Consider the following 17,408-nt stretch of genomic DNA (forward strand, 5'->3'; position numbering starts at 1 on the left):
AGATCGATCAGATCGGCATATTGTCGAACCGCGCTTCAAGCACGTCTTCGCATAGCGCAGCATCCAGCCGACGCAGGCGCGATGGGATATGAACCCCCTGCGCGCGCATTTTATCCAGAACCATGCTGACATGTGGCTGAAGCTCTAGCCGGGTCTCAAGACACGCACCATTCAGCTTTTGTTCAAGCCGTTCCGCTTCGGTAAAAAGATCCTGAGCAGTCATTTCCTTCCTCCCATATGGTGCCAATGTGCCTGATATAGGTAACGAGTATAAGACGAGCACGAGACCGGAACAAAACATCGCGAATTCTTGCCTAGTCAGGCAAAAAACCGTCAATATGTCCGTGGTCGCCTAAAGCATACGCTCAAATTGCGGAGATTGCTTTGACAGACATCAACTCGTGATTAGGGGCTTTAAACATATTCCACTATTGTTATATGTATACAAGCTGAACGGAGGAACCCATGACGCCCAGTGTGAAAGCTTTTTTCGACCCGCAGACCTTCACCGTCTCTTACGTTGTGCAGGAACCTCAGGGGCAGGCCTGCGCCATCATCGACAGTGTATTGGATTTCGATCACGCCTCGGGGCGGACCGACACCAGCTCGGCCGACCAGATTGTCGACTATGTGACGGCACAGGGACTGAAGGTGGAATGGATTCTGGAAAGCCATGTCCATGCCGACCACCTGTCAGCAGCCCCTTACCTACAGGAAAAGCTGGGTGGTCAGATCGGGATTGGCGAGAATATCGTGGTCGTTCAGGACACGTTCGGCAAGGTCTTCAACGAAGGCACCGAGTTTCAGCGTGATGGCAGCCAGTTCGATGCACTGTTTGCCGAAGGGTCCAGCTTTCACATCGGCCAGATGCGCGGGGACGTTTTGCACACGCCAGGCCATACGCCCGCCTGCATGACCTATGTGATCGGCGATGCGGCCTTTGTGGGCGATACGCTGTTCATGCCGGATTTCGGAACTGCCCGATGCGATTTTCCCGGCGGGTCATCGGCGGACTTATATGCCTCGATCCAGAAAATCCTGTCTCTGCCCGACGAGACGCGGATTTTTGTAGGCCATGATTACAAAGCGCCTGGTCGCGATGAATACGCGTGGGAGACCACGGTTGGCGAACAGAAGGCGCTGAACGTTCATATCGGTCAGGGCCGCAGCGTCGAAGAATTTGTCGAGATGCGCGATGCGCGGGATGCAACCCTTGCGATGCCGCGCCTGATTTTACCCTCGCTGCAGGTCAATATGCGGGCCGGTCAGATGCCACCAGCGGATGAGCAGGGCGACGTTTTCATGAAAATCCCAGTCAATAAGCTTTGATACGAGGGCAGACGAGACAATGAATATCGAATGGATTTCGGGTCTGGCTGGTGGTCTGCTGATCGGGCTGGGTGCCAGCGTTTATCTGCTGTGTAATGGGCGGATCATGGGGGCGAGCGGCATATTGGGCGGGCTGTTGGAACGCAGCGACCGGAGCGTATTAACGGAACGCCTGGCTTTCGTCGCTGGCTTGATCGGGATGCCCTTATTGCTGCGCCCATTGATTGCGCCGCAGGCCGAGACCCATTTGACCCCGGATCTGGCGATCGTGATCCTTGCTGGGCTGCTGGTGGGGGCTGGAACACGGATCGCCAATGGCTGCACGTCGGGTCACGGCGTTTGTGGGATTTCTCGCTTCTCGTTGCGCGGGATCGTCGCAACGGTGTTCTACATTCTTGCAGGTGGCCTGACGGTTGCGCTGTTTCGCCATGCTTTGGGGGTGATCTAATGCGCGCAGTGTTTGCTTTTCTCGCCGGATCGCTGTTCGGCATCGGGCTTTTGATCTCAGGCATGACCGACATCACCAAGGTGCAGGGGTGGCTGGATGTGTTCGGCAATTGGGACCCGACGCTCGCCTTTGTCATGGGCGGGGCGATCCTGCCGATGCTGGTGGCGTGGCGATTGACACGGAACAGGGTCCCTGTTGTGGGCGGACAGTTCCCCGCCCCGCCCCGTGTTGAACTGGATCGCCGTCTGATCGTCGGGTCGGTCCTGTTCGGCGTCGGTTGGGGATTGGCGGGTTTGTGCCCGGGTCCGGCGATGGCCTCGCTTGGATATGGGGGCGTTGGCGGGATTGTGTTCCTGATTGCGATGATCGCGGGCATGTTTGCGGCACCAAAGCTGGGTGCGCAACTGGACAGGATCGCCGACGCAGCCTAAGCAATTGCCATGGAGATTCGACCGATAACCCCCCGCTACGCCGTCTCACCTCAGATCTCGGTGGAGGACGTGCCAGCCATTGCCGAGGCCGGTTTCGTCAAGGTGATCTGCAACCGTCCCAATACCGAAGTTCCGCCGGATCAGCAGTCAGACGCCATCGGTCAAGCCGTTCGCGAGGCCGGGATGGAATATGAGGTTCTGGAGTTGACACACCAGACGATGACACCGGAAAACGTGGCGCTGCAACGCGATCTGGCCGAAAGCTGCAGCGGGCCGGTTCTGGCCTATTGCGCCTCTGGCACACGATGCTCGGTGGTCTGGGCGCTGGGACAGTGCGATCGGCTAAGCACGGATGAAATCCTCGATGCAACCGGAAAAGCGGGCTATGCGCTCGACGGGTTGCGCCCGGCATTGGAACAGCTGCGAGGGCGCGGATAAGCCTCCTAGTCGCGGCCATTGCCTTCGGGCGCTGGCAGACCGGCGAGGTGCGAGATTTCCGTGACACGCTGTTCGGAACTGGCAGGCAACAAGTCGTCGGGTTCCAGGAGGGAATCCTCGGTCGTCAGATCATGCGCTACAATATCGTCATCAAGCGGGGACGACATCTCGTCATCCGGGGCCGAGGGCGTCAAGCTTGATTTGCTGGCCAGAAATCCGGCGCAGTCCTTGGCGGGCAACGCAGTAGGAGGGCCTTGTTCGTTGATCCGTACCGCACGCATTCCGCCGCACTGACCCAGACGTCCGATGGCGGTTCGGGCACGATCGATTGACAGAACTTCAACCCGATCCACCCGCGCGCCCTGCAGCGGCAGGACATCCCCGACGGACAATTCCGAAAGCGCTGTCAGCGGCAAAGACAGGCGGCAGATCACGGTGTTCAGCTCAGCCCGAATTACCCCGGATGCCTGATCCAGATTCACCCCCGATTGGGTGATAACCGCAACCTGTTCCTGATCCGAGAGCGGGCGCTCGGGCAGCAGGATACAGACCTCGCCCTGACGCGGACCACCGGCAAGTTCGACCGTCAGATCAAACATGCGATAGACCTCATCCACCAGCGCCAGGTTCAGTGCGCGCCGACCTTCGGCGCGTGAGGTGAACTCATACCCGGACAGGCTGGCCATTTCTGCCGGGGACTCAACCAGTTTCAGCGCCCGGCTCAGCATATCCTCGATCAGAGGGGCGACCATGGCAGCGTCGGTGTCGGTAAACGCACGCTCGGGTGGTGGGTCAGAGGTGACCATGGCAATCGTTTGCTGCTGGACGATAGCAGAGACGCAACCCGGGTCCAGACAGGCCGCAGCCAGGCCGCCCTGATCCGAGGTAAACAGCAGCATCAACCACCCCTCATTCAGCCGGTCGGCTATATCTTCCTGCGCACGTACGGCCTGCTTTGCCCCGATGACCGACAGCGCCAGCCCCATGCTTTCGCCGGAGGCGCGTGCCAACCCCAGCCGCAAGGCGCGCAGGACCGAGCGGGGCGTGTCGGCACCGCATTGCCCCGCTGAGAGCTTTCGTGCCAGTGCTGATGTGGTCATGGCCCCGTTCCGCCGTTTGTCGATGCGATGACAATTTGTCTAACCCGGCGGAGGTTACGAATGTCTTTATGACGCCCTCATTGCGCGGCCTGACGAAAAGCCAGCGGAAGGCTGACGCGGAAGGCCGCCCCTCCCTGCCCCGGCAGATAGGCAACTTCGCCGCCCAAGCGCTGCATAATCTCTCGGCAGATCGCCAGCCCCAACCCTGCCCCGCCTGCCTTGTCCGAGCCGACGCGGGCAAATTTCTCGAATACCATCGATTGCGCCTCGGCCGGGATACCACCACCGTTGTCGATGAAATCGATTACCACTTGCCCGCCGACATCATGGGCCGAGATGGTCAGCACCGGTTCAATGGCGTCGCAATATTTCTGGGCGTTGGAAATCAGGTTGATGAACACCTGCCCCAGCCGATCGAGATCCGTGTGCAGCGGGATACGTTCACTTGCGCGCACCCGCCGTACGCCAATCTTTCGATCACTGCCCGCCAGCGCGCTTGAAACGGCGCGGTCCAGAACTTCGCTTAGGGTGGCTTCGCCCATGTTCAGGCTAACCTGGCCGCTTTCCAGCACGCTAAGGTCGAGCAGATCATCCAGTAGCCGGGTCAGACGCAGCGATTCATCATGTATGATCGCAGCATAACGGATTTGTTCCTCGGCGCTGAGGCCATCGGTGTCGCGCATAATTTCAGAAAACGCCCGAATCGAGGTCATGGGCGTGCGCAATTCGTGGCTGACCTGGCTAAGAAACGCGTCTTTCTGTTTCGAGACTTGCGTAAGCTTGGCATTCGCCTCGCGCAATTGCCGCGCTGTGCGGCTGAGCTCAGTCGATTTCGCCTCAAGCTGGCTGGAATATTCCAACATCTGCGCGGACTCGTCGGCAACGGCCAACAGGTCTTCGACAGACACAGACGCCCCGCCAACGATCTGACCGATCATCGCATGGGCGGTTGCGGCCCCGACCGAGCCACTGAGTTCACGTTCCAGCCGTTCCAGAAACTGCGGCGTGGGCTCGGGCAGTCGTCCGGGGCGACCATTCTGGCGCTCGGCTTCGGCTTGAAAGAACTCTTGCGCGGGAATAGTGCCCAGAATCCGCTGGGTCATGATCATCAGGTCTTCGCTTTGCGCAACCGAACCGGTCCAGCCACGGGCTGAAACCGAATGGTCAAATACATTTACGAATTGCGCACCCTGAAGGCGTTCCAGCGGGCTGGGGAAGCTGAGCATCGAGGCGACACAGAAGGCGATTGTATTCAGCGACAGCGACCACATGACCGTATGCACCATCGGGTCGATCCCTTCGATCCCGAACAACGCCTGCGGGCGCAGCCAGCCCCAGCCGAAGGGTCCGTTTTCAATCACTGATGCCGGGACAATGCCGCCACCCATGCCAGGCAGCAGCAGTGTGTAAATCCAGAGAAAGAACCCGACGCTGAGCCCGACCAACGCCCCAGTTCGGGTCGCGCCGCGCCAGAACAGGCCGCCCACCAGTGCGGGCAGAATCTGGGAAATCCCGGCAAAGGCCACCAGCCCGATCGAGGTCAGGGCAGCCCCGCCCCCCGAAAGCTGGAAGTAGAAATAGCCCAACGCCATGATCGCCGCGATCGAGACGCGCCGCGCCATCAGCACGACTGTTCGCACATCACCAGAGACCGACGCGGTGCCTTCCTGCGTATTCAGCCAGATCGGCATTACCACATGGTTCGAGACCATGGTTGACAGCGCCATCGCGGTAACGATCACCATTGATGTGGCCGAGGAAAACCCGCCGATGAACGACAGCATCGCCAACCAGTCATTACCCTGCGACAGCGGCACGGTCAGCACAAACAGGTCGGGGTTCGAGCCTTCGGGCATCAGGTCCAACCCAACGACGGCGATGGGCACGACAAACAAGCTCATCAGCAGCAGGTAGAGCGGAAAGGCCCAGGCGGCGGTGCGCAGGTGGCTCTCATCGTCGTTCTCGACCACCATGACCTGAAACATCCGTGGCAGGCAGACAAAGGCCGCTGCCGAAAGGAAAATGAAAGTGGTCCAGCGCCCAGCATCCACATGCCATTGGCCAATTTCCGAGGCATCGATCTGATCCATCATCGGCCCCAAGCCGCCAGCGACGCCCCAGACAACAAAGATGCCAACGGCCAGAAGGGCGAAGAGTTTCACCACAGATTCCAACGCAATAGCGGTAACAACGCCGTGGTGGCGCTCATTGGCATCCAGATTGCGCGTCCCGAAGAGGATCGCAAAGACGGCCAAGCCCGCCGCGACCCAGAACACACTGGAGCCTTCGCGATAGAGACCTGAGGGATCGGCCTCGGCAAAGATCGAAAAGGACAGCGTGATCGACTGCAATTGCAGCGCGATATAAGGTGTGCCGCCCAGAACGGCTAGAATGGTCACGCACACCGCCAGTGTGTTGGACTTGCCGTATCGTGACGAGATCAGGTCAGCGATCGACGTCACGCGCTGGCTGCGTCCGATGCGCACGAGTTTGCGCAGGCCCCACCACCAGCTGATCATCACCAGTGTAGGACCCAGATAGATGGTTACGAATTCAAGCCCAGAACGCGCGGCGTTGCCAACCGCGCCATAAAACGTCCATGCAGTGCAATAGATCGACAGTGACAGGGTGTAGATCAGCGGGGAACGCAACCATTTCCCGCCGCCACGCGCAGCCAGCCGGTCCGCTGCGAAGGCGACGCCGAACAGAAGAACCACATAGCCCAGACAGACCAGAATCAGGACATTCAGGGTTGCCATGTCTCGGCCTCGGGCTCGGCAGTCTCGCGCGCGGTCATGCGTTTGGCGACGAAGCCGAAGATCACGCTGATCAGGATCAGAACACCCCAGCACGCAAAGATGTAGAACATGGCCGTCGATAGCGACAGAGCCTCGGCGCCTGCGCTATCATCCGGCCATAGAAGCGGCAGCGCGAGCATTGCGGCACCTAGAAACGGCAGCAGCCGCGCTGCATCCGCCAGCCTGCGCCGACGATAGCTTTGCCGTTCCAGAAACAGGGACGGACGAACTGGCGAGGGCCGATCTTTGCCGTCGCCCGCGGAGCTCATAACTGAGACGCCTGCGCATGCAGGTCGCGCACCGCTGTCAGGACTTCGGTGTTCGAAAACGGCTTGGTCATGAATCGGCTGACCCCTGCCTGCTCGGCCATTTCACGATCGCGGGATTGCCCGCGCGCGGTCAGCATCAAAACCGGCAACGCCTTCATATCATCATGTTCGCGCAGATCACGCAGCACATCCATCCCGCTTTTTCCCGGCAACATCACATCCAGAATCACCAGATTCGGCCGCGCGGACAGAATCACCTGCACCGCATCCGTTCCCTCGGCATGGGTTTCAACCTGCCACCCCTCGCGTGTCAGCAGAAACCGGATCGCCTCGGTGATGTTGGGCTCATCCTCGATCAACAGAACCTTGCGGCTCATATTTGCATATCCTCCCCATGACGGATTGCACGTCCGGCCACCCGTCCAGCCCAGATTAAGCGCTGCGTCACGAAACTGTCAAAACCCTTCGCTCAGGATCGATGGCTCGCGCCGCGCGCTGCATTCGCGTTTCGGGCATATCCGACAACTGGCTCCGGCTTGCGCCGCGTTTTCCGCAGGCTGCACCGTGTCTTCGACCGGCAGCACCAGCATGACCGAACGATAGACCGGCTCGGCCCCGAATTCCTTAGCTGGCTGAGGGGTTGCGATTGCAAAACACTCAAACTCAGCAGCAGTTCGACCAAGCTGAACGACCCGTTTCCGGATCGGGACCAAGGGCCGATTCAAGGCGGTGAACAAGGGCCAGAGCGGACAGGCCTCGCCATGGCGCGGCAGGGCAAACCCCGGCGCGGGTTTAAAAAACAGAACGCTGCCGGAGGCGTCGCAAATCACCAAGCCAGCCGGACGCGCCAGCGTGCCTTCAGGCAGAAAGGCCAACCGTCGCAGCACCGTAGCAAGGTCCACTGAAAACACCGTCGCCAACGCCAGAGGATCGGGGTTTGCTGCATCCAGCGCGGCACACACCTGATCCAGCGGCATAGCGCGCGCGTCGGCGGCATAAAGGTCCAGCAACCCCGAAGCCACAGTGTTGGCCGCAGCGGAATCGAGCCCATCCAGCGGCACTTCGGTCAATTGCCCACCGTCTTCGAGTTCCGGGAAATGATATCCTTGCTCGGCAAAAAACGCCTCGACCGCGTCCAGTGGGATACCTCGCAGATCGCGCTGCCCGTCACTGTCGTCCAGATAGGTCACCAGCGCTTTGGAGCTTTCGGCCAGTCGTTCGGCATCCTGATGCAAGTTGCGATGGAAACGGTCGCGCCATTCCGGTTCGATCTCTCCCGGTTCAGCCAAGATTGCAGCTGTTGAGCGGATGGCGGCGGCGGTCGACAGCACCTCGTGCATTGAGGCCGCCAGATGCGGGTCATGGGTCAGTCGGTCGGAAAGAACTTCGACAGTGCGCTCCAGCGACACTACGCGGCGATGCATCTGCGCCAGAACACCCGACCAACCGGGAAAGCGGCCGGCGAATTCTTCCAGCCCGTCCACCTCGGCCTTTTGACCGACTGCATCCGCCGCGGCTTCGCGCAGAGCGGCGATGAGCGTCTCTTCGATACCTTGTGTCAGCAGCGACGGCTCGACGGACAAAGCCGCCGCGATATCGACAAGCAGTTTGCCCCCAATGCGGCGGCGGTTGTGCTCGATCAGGTTCAGATACGATGCCGAAATCCCCACCTGCCGCGCCAGCTCCGCCTGTCGCAGCCCAGAGATTTGCCGTCTTTCGCGTATCCGGCTGCCGGTCAGCGTGTCGCGCATGGCGTTTATATCCTTGGCTACTGCGGCTGGATTTGCAGATTAACTAAGTATTTATTATCTGTTGCTGACTAATTTTCAAAGAAGATTTACAACTTTGACAACAGCAACAGAAAGAAACCCGCCCTTTCCTACCGCCCACCCTTCTCTTTCGACGCAATACCCGTCACCATAAGAACATGAGCGATCCCGCCTTTGAATACGCCCCCATCGGCCTTGTTGAGCTTGAGAACCGGATCATCCGAAGGTGCAATCTGCAATTTGCGCGGACCTTTGGCGGGGATGAGGTTGACTATCGCAACATGCCCCTGCTGCATCTTTATCCTTCGGTCGCCGATTGGGAACGGATCGGCGCGCGTAGTCTGCAGGTGATGCGCGATACAGGCTATTACACAGACGAACGGGTGATGCGGCGACGCGACGGTGACCTGTTCTGGTGCCGCGCGCGGGGGCGTTCGCTGACGCCAGACGATCCGTTCCGGCACGGGATATGGAGCTTTTCGGACATCTCGGAAGAGCGCCCCTTGGTGCAATTGACAACCCGCGAACGCGAAGTGGCCATCCTGTCATGCCGGGGTTTATCCGCGAAGGAAATTGGCGTTGAACTTGGGCTAAGTTACCGCACGATCGAGGCCTATCGCGCCCGACTTTTGGAAAAATACGGAGCCCGCAAGCTACCAGAACTGGTCGCAAAATTGTCTGGAACGCCGCTGTAATCGCGACAGCCCTCGTAATTCGCGCAAAAACCCCCATTTGGCAGGCTTAGACGGCGCTTTTCATGGCCGTCTGCATGGCTTATAACCCTGCGTAATCAAACCAAGCCCGCAGCAAACAGACGGGCATAGGGGAACCTTCGAGGACACTCATGACAGATACCAAACACGAAGCGGATGTCGCGTTTATCAAGGCACTGGCCGAACTGCTGCGCGAGAATGACCTGACCGAATTGCAGGTCAAGCGCGAATATGGCGAGGAAGACAGCCTGAATGTCCGTGTCAGCCGCATGTCGCAGACCGTGGCCGCTCCGGTTCAGGTTGCGGTTCCTGCGGCTGCACCGGTTGCCGCACCTGCTGCCGCCCCGGCCGCTGCCGAAGCGCCCGCTGCCGTGGATGATCCCGCCAGCCATCCAGGCGCTGTGACCTCGCCCATGGTGGGTACGGTTTACATGCAACCGGAACCGGGCGCGCCTGCGTTTATCTCGGTCGGTGCATCGGTCTCGGAAGGTGACACGCTATTGATTGTCGAAGCCATGAAGACAATGAACCACATCCACGCACCCAAGTCGGGCACCATCAAACGCATTCTGGTCGGTGACGGTGACGCTGTGGAATTCGGCACGCCTCTGGTCATCGTTGAGTAAGGCGGGCCCATGTTCGACAAAATCCTGATTGCCAACCGAGGCGAGATCGCCCTGCGTGTGATCCGTGCTGCGCGCGAGATGGGGATCAAGACGGTTGCCGTGCACTCCACCGCCGACAGCGATGCGATGCATGTGCGCATGGCGGACGAATCGGTCTGCATCGGCCCCCCGCCCAGCCCGCAAAGCTATCTGTCCGTGCCCGCGATCATCTCGGCCTGTGAAATCACCGGCGCGCAGGCGATCCATCCCGGCTATGGCTTCCTGTCCGAGAATGCCGAGTTCGTGCAGATCGTCGAAGATCACGGCATTACCTTCATCGGACCCACCGCCGAACATATTCGTGTCATGGGTGACAAGATCACCGCCAAGGACACGATGAAGGAACTGGGTGTACCTTGCGTTCCGGGTTCTGACGGCGGTGTGCCAACGCTGGCCGACGCCAAGCGCATTGGTGAAGAGTTCGGCTATCCCGTCATCATCAAGGCAACCGCCGGTGGCGGCGGTCGCGGCATGAAGGTGGCACAAAACGCCGATGAGATGGAAAGCGCCTTCATGACCGCACGCGCCGAGGGCAAGGCCGCCTTTGGCAATGACGAGGTCTATATCGAGAAATATCTGACCACCCCGCGCCATATCGAGATTCAGGTCTTCGGCGATGGCAAGGGAAAGGCAGTGCATTTGGGCGAACGCGACTGTTCGCTGCAGCGCCGCCACCAGAAGGTGTTCGAAGAAGCCCCCGGCCCCAGTATCACGCCGGAAGAACGCGCCAAGATCGGTAAGATCTGTGCCGATGCGGTCGCCAAGATCAACTATATCGGCGCAGGCACCATCGAATTCCTTTATGAAAACGGCGAGTTCTATTTCATCGAGATGAACACGCGTCTACAAGTGGAACACCCCGTGACCGAAGGCATCTTCGGCGTCGATCTGGTGCGCGAACAAATCCGCGTCGCCGCTGGTGAGGACATGTCATTCGGTCAGGACGATCTTGAGATCAATGGCCACGCCATCGAGGTTCGCATCAACGCGGAAAAACTGCCGAACTTCTCGCCCTGCCCGGGCAAGATTACGGCCTATCACGCGCCAGGTGGTCTGGGCGTGCGGATGGATTCCGCGCTCTATGACGGCTATTCGATCCCGCCGTATTACGACTCGTTGATCGCCAAACTGATCGTTCAGGGCCGTGACAGGGCTGAAGCTTTGGCCCGTCTGGAACGTGCTTTGGGCGAGTTGATTGTCGACGGTATCGACACCACCGTGCCGCTGTTCCACGCGCTGCTGCAGGAACCTGACCTGCACAGCGGCGAGTACAACATCCACTGGCTGGAGCACTGGCTTGCGGAGAATATGGCCTAATCTGACCAAAGGGCCGAAGGACAAACCCCCTTCGGCCCCGAGGCACCCGGCATGAGCCTTTCCCCTGAACTTCTGCTCCATGGCTATTCCATAGGCATTTTTCCGATGGCCGAGCATCGCGACGACCCCGAGTTGTTCTGGGTCGACCCGAAGTTTCGCGGCGTGTTCCCACTGGATGGGTTCCACATCTCCCGCAGCCTAGCGCGGCGTATCCGGACCTGTGGGTTTTCGGTAAGCATCAATCGCGATTTTGCGAGCGTCGTGGATGGCTGCGCCGACCGATCGGATACTTGGATCAATCCCGAACTGCGCCGTCTGTATCAGGAACTACACCGGACCGGCCGCGCGCATTCCCTCGAAGTCTGGGACGGCGCTTCACTGATTGGCGGCGTTTACGGTGTAGTCCTCGGAGCGGCCTTTTTTGGCGAAAGCATGTTCTCGCGTCGCACTGACGCATCGAAGATTGCACTTGCCTATCTGGTGGATCGACTGCGCCAAACCGGGTTCACGCTGTTCGATACGCAGTTTCTGACGGCGCATCTGGCCTCGTTGGGCGCGATCGAGATCCCGCGTGCGGTTTATCATAGCGAATTGAAACAAGCGCTTGACCTGAAAGCAGATTTCACCACTGATCTGCAACAGGCCCCTCAGGGTGTGATACAACGGATCACCCAGACATCGTAGCGGGCGTGATCCAACGCGTTCAGCGCGGGTGAGGTCGCAATCATCCAGCCATCAAACAGCTGCTGCGCCTTACCCTGTTCCCAGATGGTCAGATAGGCAAAGGCGTCACCTGTCGGGTTTTCGGCTGGATAGCGACAATCACCCAGCGCGACATCCAGACCAAAGACCGACGTGGTCTCGCCGTTCTGCATTTCGATGTCCACCGTCTGCCCGTTGACCTTGTCCAACCCGCGCAACATTGCGCCGGGGCCGGATTCGACCTTTTGCTGCGCAGCAGCTCCGGTTGCGGTGACTATCAGAGCCACCAGTGCAGCGCGGATCATTCGCTTCCGTCCCCGGCCACGAATTTGACCAGCAACGAGATCAGGCTGACCGCGCCTTGCGTATCGGTAATCTCATCACCCGCCTCAAAATAGAACGGGGAACCGCCCGGCATAACCTCAACAAAGTTGCCACCCAGCAAGCCTTCGGAAGAAATCACAGCGGCGCTATCGTCTGGAATAAGAATACCATCTGCCACGGAAAATCGGGTGTCCGCACGGTACGTATCAGAGTTTAGCGTAACGCCGGTCACCGTCCCAATCTTGACCCCGGCAAGGCGTACATCCGTACCAACGCCCACACCTTCGAGCGAGCGGAAAGACGCGCCCAGCTCGTATCCTGCGCCGGATTGAGACAAGCCTGTGGATTGGCTGGCGTAGACACCGAACGCAATGGCGCAGGCCAGCACGGCACCGCCGACGATAACTTCGGTCTTCGTATGAGTAGACATCTGGCCTCGCTTATTCCGGGCTCCACGCCTCGTAATCGCTACGTTCAACCGGATCGGCACGACGCAGAGAACCGGCAGGTGCATAGGCCAGCGCGGTGCCGGTCAGATTCTCCTGATGCGGTTTTTGCCAGGACTTGTGCGCCAGAGGTTTATCGGTTGGCGGTTCATCCCATGTGCGGTGCAGCCAGCCATGCCAATCGGGATCGATCCGGCTGGCCTCGGCTTCGCCATTGAAAATCACCCAGCGCTTGCTGTCGTCGGCATTGCGATAGAACACGTTGCCCTCGTCGTCCTCACCGACCTTGATCCCCTTGCGCGCAGTGTAGAACTGCGTGTTCAGGGTGGCCCCGTTCCACCAGGTCACGGCCCGCAAAAGACTGTTCAGGATTCCCATCGGCTGCCTCCGGCATTTCTGTCCCAGAAGATATGGACCAAAGGCACGCTAAGGTCCAGTACTGCCAGCGCTACCTGCGTCATTCCGGCAGGATAGCGGTGACTTCAATTTCAATCCGGTATTTCGGATCGATCAATCCGCATTCGATCATCGTCGCTGCAGGAGGGTTCGCACCAAAGGTTTTGGCCAGAATGGGCCAGCAAGGTTCAAATTCGGTTCGATCCGGCAGCATATAAGTGATGCGCACGACATCAGAGAATGAAGCACCCGCCTCGGCCAGCGCGTTTTCGATGATAGACAGCGCCGAGCGGCATTGCTCCACGACCGTTTCACCTTGCCCAACAGTTCCCGAAACATGAACCCAACCACCCGCGACAACCGCGCGGCAATAGCCAACCTTGGCTTCAAACTCACCACCCGAAGAGATACGTCTTACTGTCATCGTGTCCTCAAACGAAAACGGCGCGGACATTGCCGCGCCGTGTGTGCATTAATCTATGCGGTTCAACCCGCCGAAGCCGATTCCGCTGCGTCTGCGTAGATGATCAAAGGCTGAGAGTCCGACGTCACAGCCTCTTCGTTGACCACAACTTCGGTCACGTTCTTCATGCCCGGCAGTTCGAACATTGTATCCAGCAGGATGTCTTCCAGGATAGAACGCAGACCGCGCGCACCAGTCTTGCGCTCGATCGCTTTCTTGGCGATCGCCTTCAGCGCATCATCGGTAAAGGCCAGTTCCGCATCTTCCAACTCAAACAACCGCTGGTATTGCTTGACCAGAGCGTTCTTCGGGCTGGTCAGGATGGTGACCAAAGCGTCTTCGTCCAGATCTTCCAGCGTCGCCAGAACCGGCAAACGGCCGACGAATTCGGGGATCAGGCCAAATTTCAGCAGGTCTTCGGGTTCCAGATCCTTGAAGATCTCGCCCACGCCGCGCTCGTCATTGTCACGCACGTCGGCACCAAAGCCCATGGCCGAGCCTTTGCCACGCTGTGCAATGATCTTGTCTAGTCCGGCGAATGCACCGCCACAGATGAACAGGATGTTCGTGGTATCCACCTGCAGGAATTCCTGCTGCGGATGCTTGCGGCCACCTTGCGGCGGAACGCTGGCCACGGTGCCTTCCATCAGTTTCAGCAGGGCCTGCTGAACACCCTCACCCGACACGTCGCGCGTGATCGAAGGGTTTTCAGACTTGCGGGTGATTTTGTCGACCTCGTCAATATAGACGATGCCGCGCTGAGCGCGCTCGACATTGTATTCGCTGGCCTGCAGCAGTTTGAGGATGATGTTCTCGACATCCTCACCCACGTAACCGGCCTCGGTCAGCGTGGTTGCGTCCGCCATAGTGAACGGTACATCCAGAATCCGTGCCAGCGTTTGCGCCAGCAGAGTTTTACCGCAGCCGGTGGGACCGATCAGCAAAATGTTGGACTTGGCCAACTCAATATCGCTTCCCGCTTTCTGGGCATGGTTCAGACGTTTGTAATGGTTGTGCACGGCAACCGACAGAACCCGTTTGGCAGTGGCCTGACCGATCACGTAATCGTCCAGAACCTCGCAGATATCCTTGGGCGTCGGCACACCGTCCGAGGATTTCAGGCCACTGGCTTTGGTCTCTTCACGGATAATATCCATGCAGAGTTCAACACACTCATCACAGATGAATACGGTCGGGCCCGCGATCAGCTTACGCACCTCATGCTGGCTTTTGCCGCAAAAGCTGCAATAGAGCGTGTTCTTGCCGTCACCGCCTGAATTCGTCGCCATGCTTTACCCCTCGGGCTCCGTCTCGGCGACCCCATCCAAGGGGTCGCGTTTGCCGTCATTGCCTGCAGCTTAGGCCAGCGTTCTGGCAGCTACAATCTCAAAATCAATCCTCACGCCGGACGCGCGCGGTTTTGAACTTAGTCTTCGTCACCATCCATCTTGGCGCGGTTCTCGACGATCTCGTCGATATGGCCCCAATCCTTGGCTTCTTCCGGGCTCATAAAGTTGTCACGATCCAGCGCCTTTTCAACCGCCTTTTTGGTCTGCCCGGTATGGCGTACATAGATGTCATACAGGCGATCTTTCAGCTTTTGCGTCTCGGCCGCGTGGATCATAATATCGCTGGCCTGGCCCTGATAGCCGCCGCTAGGCTGGTGCACCATGATCCGGCTGTTGGGCAGCGAAAAGCGCATTCCCTTCTCTCCGCCGGCCAGCAATACCGAACCCATCGAGGCCGCCTGACCGATTACCAATGTGGAACATTTCGGCTTGATATACTGCATTGTATCGTAAATCGACAAACCGCTGGTCACCACGCCGCCGGGCGAATTGATGTAGATCGAGATTTCCTTGTTCGGGTTTTCCGCCTCAAGGTGCAGCAACTGCGCGACCACCAGATGGCTCATGCCGTCATGGATCGGGCCGTTAATGAAAATAATCCGCTCTTTCAGAAGGCGCGAGAAGATGTCGTATGCGCGCTCGCCCCGGCTGGTCTGCTCGACGACCATGGGGACGAGTGTGTTCATATATGTATCAACTGGATCGAACATTCGGAACCTGCCTGTTTTGCGATGGATCGGGACATTACCCGAAGAGTAGTTACCCGAGTCTTAGTGCCGCCACAGGGGGGCTGCAAGGGGGGCCGAACGTTCCCACGAATTCCGTCTACCTGCACGACCCGAATGCACACGCCGCTACAGGTCGGTTGACGGATTGCGCGGAAACGTGCTGGTTACATCACGCTATTTTGATCCATGCATATGGAAATACATGCCTGGAAATTGTACCAAGAGTTCTCGCTGCGGATGCGGCGCCGGTCAGGCGTCGGGATTCGGCGGCACTAACGAGGGAATACGATCATGGCTTTTCCGCAAATGACCGAGGATATGTCACCCGGCGACCTTGACCGGATGGTTGAAAACGCAACGCGCGCGTCGAACTTTCTGAAAGCCATAAGCCACGAAGGGCGTTTGATGATCCTGTGTCACCTCGTCTCGGGCGAGAAATCCGTTACTGAACTGGAACAATTGCTATCGGCCCGCCAAGCCGCCGTTTCTCAGCAACTGTCGCGGCTCAGACTTGAGGGGCTGGTTGTTCCTCGTCGCGAAGGCAAGGCGATATACTACCGGCTGGCAGATGATCGACCAGCCCGAATACTGGAAGTGGTGTACGAACTGTTTTGCGCTCAGGATGCGACCTGAGTCTAGTTTTTAGCCCTTCGAAATCGGCCATGCAAAACCTGTAGCTATGGCCCGGGAAAGCTGCTAGTCAATTCGAAACAAGCACTTATGGAGCAACCTATGATCCGCGCAATTCTGATTGGCCTGGCCCTGTTCACCTTGACCGCATGCGAAACCGCAAAGGGCGCTGGCAAAGATATCGAAAACGCCGGAGATGCCATCCAGAACGCGGCCGAGGACGTTCAGGAAAACATCTGATCGTGACGGGATGTTGCGTTCAGGCAACGCTTACCCGCAATATGTAGTTGCCACACCGACCCAACCCGAGTAGTGTGCCGGTACAGGTGCATAGACGCGGCATTGCATTTCTGACACTCTGACGGGGTTCTTTTGCGCAAGCGAAAGAACCCCGTTCTGGTCCGGAGGGTGGTGCGTGGTAGCCTGTATGAACCTTGGGTTCTCAAAAAGGAAAAGGCGTCAGGTGCTCAGACGCGGTCTTTGCATGCATCCTTGCGGACACTCCTGACGCCTTGCCGGTCCGTTCCGCCCGAGGGGCTTCCCGGTCCAGTTGCCTCGGCCCCCGAAGGGACTTTGGCCACTGCCACACGCGCTATGTCGCGTCGCAGTCCGCGCGGACCTTCTGATAGGCTGAGCATCTAACCCGAACCGAAGCCCAGATCACTTGCTCCACCACCGGTAAGCCATTGCAACTAAAAACAAATCCTAAAATCCGCCTTAGCTGCCGTGGCCCCCTTGGCCCTTGCGTCCCGCCCCTGTTCCGAAGATCAGAAGCAGTAACCAGACTGTTACATCAGCGTCATGATCCGGCAAGAAAATAGCACTGCAGCATAAAAATTAGACGGGGATAAGCTGTTGATATCCGCCGGGAGAGCCATGTGGATAACCCGAGAATTCGCGTCATCGCGCGGGCTTGGGGATGGAAAAAGTCAAATATGGATCGCCGGCCAGAATTCGCTTGGTTTCTGCACCTGCGAAGGTCCCGCGCGCTGAATTAGGGGGGTATTGTCCGAGTTGTACAACACTCAAGCCCCCAATCTTTCGAATCGTACAACCGGAGATTCGCCTATGCGCCTGACCATTTCTCAAGCTC

At 58.7% G+C, this 17,408-nt stretch carries 22 protein-coding genes; 10 read left to right on the forward strand and 12 right to left on the reverse strand.

What is annotated here, in order from left to right:
* Positions 1–7: 7 nt before the first annotated feature.
* Positions 8–223: a hypothetical protein gene (locus tag ACR0JG_RS15065; RefSeq protein ID WP_170397156.1), complete on the reverse strand. Its 216-nt coding sequence runs from the start codon at positions 221–223 to the stop codon at positions 8–10.
* 242 nt (positions 224–465) lie between these two features.
* Here ACR0JG_RS15065 and ACR0JG_RS15070 point away from each other — a divergent pair, with 242 nt between their 5' ends.
* The 4 genes from ACR0JG_RS15070 to ACR0JG_RS15085 are packed head-to-tail and all read left to right on the forward strand — an operon-like array spanning position 466 to position 2,646.
* Positions 466–1,329 carry an MBL fold metallo-hydrolase gene (locus ACR0JG_RS15070; RefSeq protein ID WP_170397158.1) on the forward strand — a complete coding sequence of 288 codons (864 nt, stop codon included), beginning with the start codon at positions 466–468 and terminating at the stop codon, positions 1,327–1,329.
* 19 nt (positions 1,330–1,348) lie between these two features.
* Entirely contained in the window at positions 1,349–1,777 is a 429-nt protein-coding gene (locus ACR0JG_RS15075) for a YeeE/YedE family protein (RefSeq protein WP_170511517.1), read from the forward strand.
* Positions 1,777–2,208, forward strand: coding sequence for a DUF6691 family protein (locus tag ACR0JG_RS15080; RefSeq protein ID WP_480570785.1), 432 nt, complete (start codon positions 1,777–1,779; stop codon positions 2,206–2,208). Before ACR0JG_RS15075 ends, ACR0JG_RS15080 begins: the two co-directional genes overlap by 1 nt.
* Before the next feature lie 9 nt (positions 2,209–2,217).
* Positions 2,218–2,646, forward strand: a complete 429-nt coding sequence (locus ACR0JG_RS15085) for a protein tyrosine phosphatase family protein (protein WP_170397163.1) — start codon at positions 2,218–2,220, stop codon at positions 2,644–2,646.
* Positions 2,647–2,651: 5 nt separating this feature from the next.
* Here the strand turns inward: ACR0JG_RS15085 and ACR0JG_RS15090 are convergent, their stop codons facing one another.
* The 5 genes from ACR0JG_RS15090 to ACR0JG_RS15110 form a co-directional block, all read right to left on the reverse strand.
* The gene (locus tag ACR0JG_RS15090) at positions 2,652–3,746 is read right to left on the reverse strand and encodes a FliM/FliN family flagellar motor C-terminal domain-containing protein (RefSeq protein WP_480570788.1); all 1,095 of its coding nucleotides are present in this window, start codon (positions 3,744–3,746) and stop codon (positions 2,652–2,654) included.
* Between the two features lie 77 nt (positions 3,747–3,823).
* Positions 3,824–6,505 carry an ATP-binding protein gene (locus ACR0JG_RS15095; RefSeq protein WP_170397168.1) on the reverse strand — a complete coding sequence of 894 codons (2,682 nt, stop codon included), beginning with the start codon at positions 6,503–6,505 and terminating at the stop codon, positions 3,824–3,826.
* Positions 6,493–6,813, reverse strand: a complete 321-nt coding sequence (locus tag ACR0JG_RS15100; RefSeq protein ID WP_170397170.1) for a hypothetical protein — start codon at positions 6,811–6,813, stop codon at positions 6,493–6,495. The genes ACR0JG_RS15095 and ACR0JG_RS15100 overlap by 13 nt, the downstream gene beginning before the upstream one ends.
* Positions 6,810–7,190, reverse strand: coding sequence for a response regulator transcription factor (locus tag ACR0JG_RS15105; protein ID WP_170397172.1), 381 nt, complete (start codon positions 7,188–7,190; stop codon positions 6,810–6,812). The genes ACR0JG_RS15100 and ACR0JG_RS15105 overlap by 4 nt, the downstream gene beginning before the upstream one ends.
* 78 nt (positions 7,191–7,268) lie before the next feature.
* Positions 7,269–8,564, reverse strand: coding sequence for a helix-turn-helix transcriptional regulator (locus ACR0JG_RS15110; RefSeq protein WP_170511509.1), 1,296 nt, complete (start codon positions 8,562–8,564; stop codon positions 7,269–7,271).
* Positions 8,565–8,740: 176 nt separating this feature from the next.
* Here ACR0JG_RS15110 and ACR0JG_RS15115 point away from each other — a divergent pair, with 176 nt between their 5' ends.
* The 4 genes from ACR0JG_RS15115 (at position 8,741) to aat (ending at position 11,961) form a co-directional block, all read left to right on the forward strand.
* The gene (locus ACR0JG_RS15115) at positions 8,741–9,277 is read left to right on the forward strand and encodes a helix-turn-helix domain-containing protein (RefSeq protein WP_170397176.1); all 537 of its coding nucleotides are present in this window, start codon (positions 8,741–8,743) and stop codon (positions 9,275–9,277) included.
* A gap of 149 nt (positions 9,278–9,426) precedes the next feature.
* The gene (accB, locus tag ACR0JG_RS15120; protein WP_170397178.1) at positions 9,427–9,921 is read left to right on the forward strand and encodes an acetyl-CoA carboxylase biotin carboxyl carrier protein; all 495 of its coding nucleotides are present in this window, start codon (positions 9,427–9,429) and stop codon (positions 9,919–9,921) included.
* 9 nt (positions 9,922–9,930) lie between these two features.
* A complete protein-coding gene (gene accC, locus ACR0JG_RS15125) occupies positions 9,931–11,277 on the forward strand; it encodes an acetyl-CoA carboxylase biotin carboxylase subunit (protein ID WP_170397180.1) in 1,347 nt (448 codons plus the stop codon).
* A gap of 51 nt (positions 11,278–11,328) precedes the next feature.
* The gene (gene aat / locus ACR0JG_RS15130) at positions 11,329–11,961 is read left to right on the forward strand and encodes a leucyl/phenylalanyl-tRNA--protein transferase (RefSeq protein ID WP_480570791.1); all 633 of its coding nucleotides are present in this window, start codon (positions 11,329–11,331) and stop codon (positions 11,959–11,961) included.
* On the opposite strand, the gene ACR0JG_RS15135 is transcribed toward aat, so the two are convergent.
* The 6 genes from ACR0JG_RS15135 to ACR0JG_RS15160 all read right to left on the reverse strand — a co-directional run bounded on the left by ACR0JG_RS15135 (position 11,925) and on the right by ACR0JG_RS15160 (position 15,667).
* Positions 11,925–12,284 carry a DUF2155 domain-containing protein gene (locus ACR0JG_RS15135; protein WP_480570793.1) on the reverse strand — a complete coding sequence of 120 codons (360 nt, stop codon included), beginning with the start codon at positions 12,282–12,284 and terminating at the stop codon, positions 11,925–11,927. The two genes, aat and ACR0JG_RS15135, sit on opposite strands and share 37 nt — an antisense overlap.
* The gene (mlaD, locus tag ACR0JG_RS15140) at positions 12,281–12,733 is read right to left on the reverse strand and encodes an outer membrane lipid asymmetry maintenance protein MlaD (RefSeq protein ID WP_170397186.1); all 453 of its coding nucleotides are present in this window, start codon (positions 12,731–12,733) and stop codon (positions 12,281–12,283) included. Before mlaD ends, ACR0JG_RS15135 begins: the two co-directional genes overlap by 4 nt.
* Before the next feature lie 10 nt (positions 12,734–12,743).
* Positions 12,744–13,127 (reverse strand): NADH:ubiquinone oxidoreductase subunit NDUFA12, encoded by a 384-nt coding sequence (locus ACR0JG_RS15145; protein ID WP_480570796.1) that lies wholly within the window; start codon positions 13,125–13,127, stop codon positions 12,744–12,746.
* Between the two features lie 79 nt (positions 13,128–13,206).
* Complete coding sequence (locus tag ACR0JG_RS15150; protein WP_170597022.1) at positions 13,207–13,569, reverse strand: RidA family protein; 363 nt, start codon at positions 13,567–13,569, stop codon at positions 13,207–13,209.
* A 62-nt stretch (positions 13,570–13,631) separates the two neighbouring features.
* A complete protein-coding gene (clpX, locus tag ACR0JG_RS15155; protein ID WP_170397188.1) occupies positions 13,632–14,897 on the reverse strand; it encodes an ATP-dependent Clp protease ATP-binding subunit ClpX in 1,266 nt (421 codons plus the stop codon).
* 137 nt (positions 14,898–15,034) lie between these two features.
* The gene (locus tag ACR0JG_RS15160; RefSeq protein ID WP_039534073.1) at positions 15,035–15,667 is read right to left on the reverse strand and encodes an ATP-dependent Clp protease proteolytic subunit; all 633 of its coding nucleotides are present in this window, start codon (positions 15,665–15,667) and stop codon (positions 15,035–15,037) included.
* A gap of 309 nt (positions 15,668–15,976) precedes the next feature.
* Between ACR0JG_RS15160 and ACR0JG_RS15165 the strand changes: the two genes are divergently transcribed.
* Complete coding sequence (locus tag ACR0JG_RS15165; protein WP_170397190.1) at positions 15,977–16,318, forward strand: ArsR/SmtB family transcription factor; 342 nt, start codon at positions 15,977–15,979, stop codon at positions 16,316–16,318.
* Positions 16,319–16,417: 99 nt separating this feature from the next.
* The gene (locus ACR0JG_RS15170; protein WP_010443271.1) at positions 16,418–16,555 is read left to right on the forward strand and encodes an entericidin A/B family lipoprotein; all 138 of its coding nucleotides are present in this window, start codon (positions 16,418–16,420) and stop codon (positions 16,553–16,555) included.
* Positions 16,556–17,408 lie beyond the last annotated feature (853 nt).

It is taken from the genome of Ruegeria sp. AD5 (assembly GCF_056542345.1).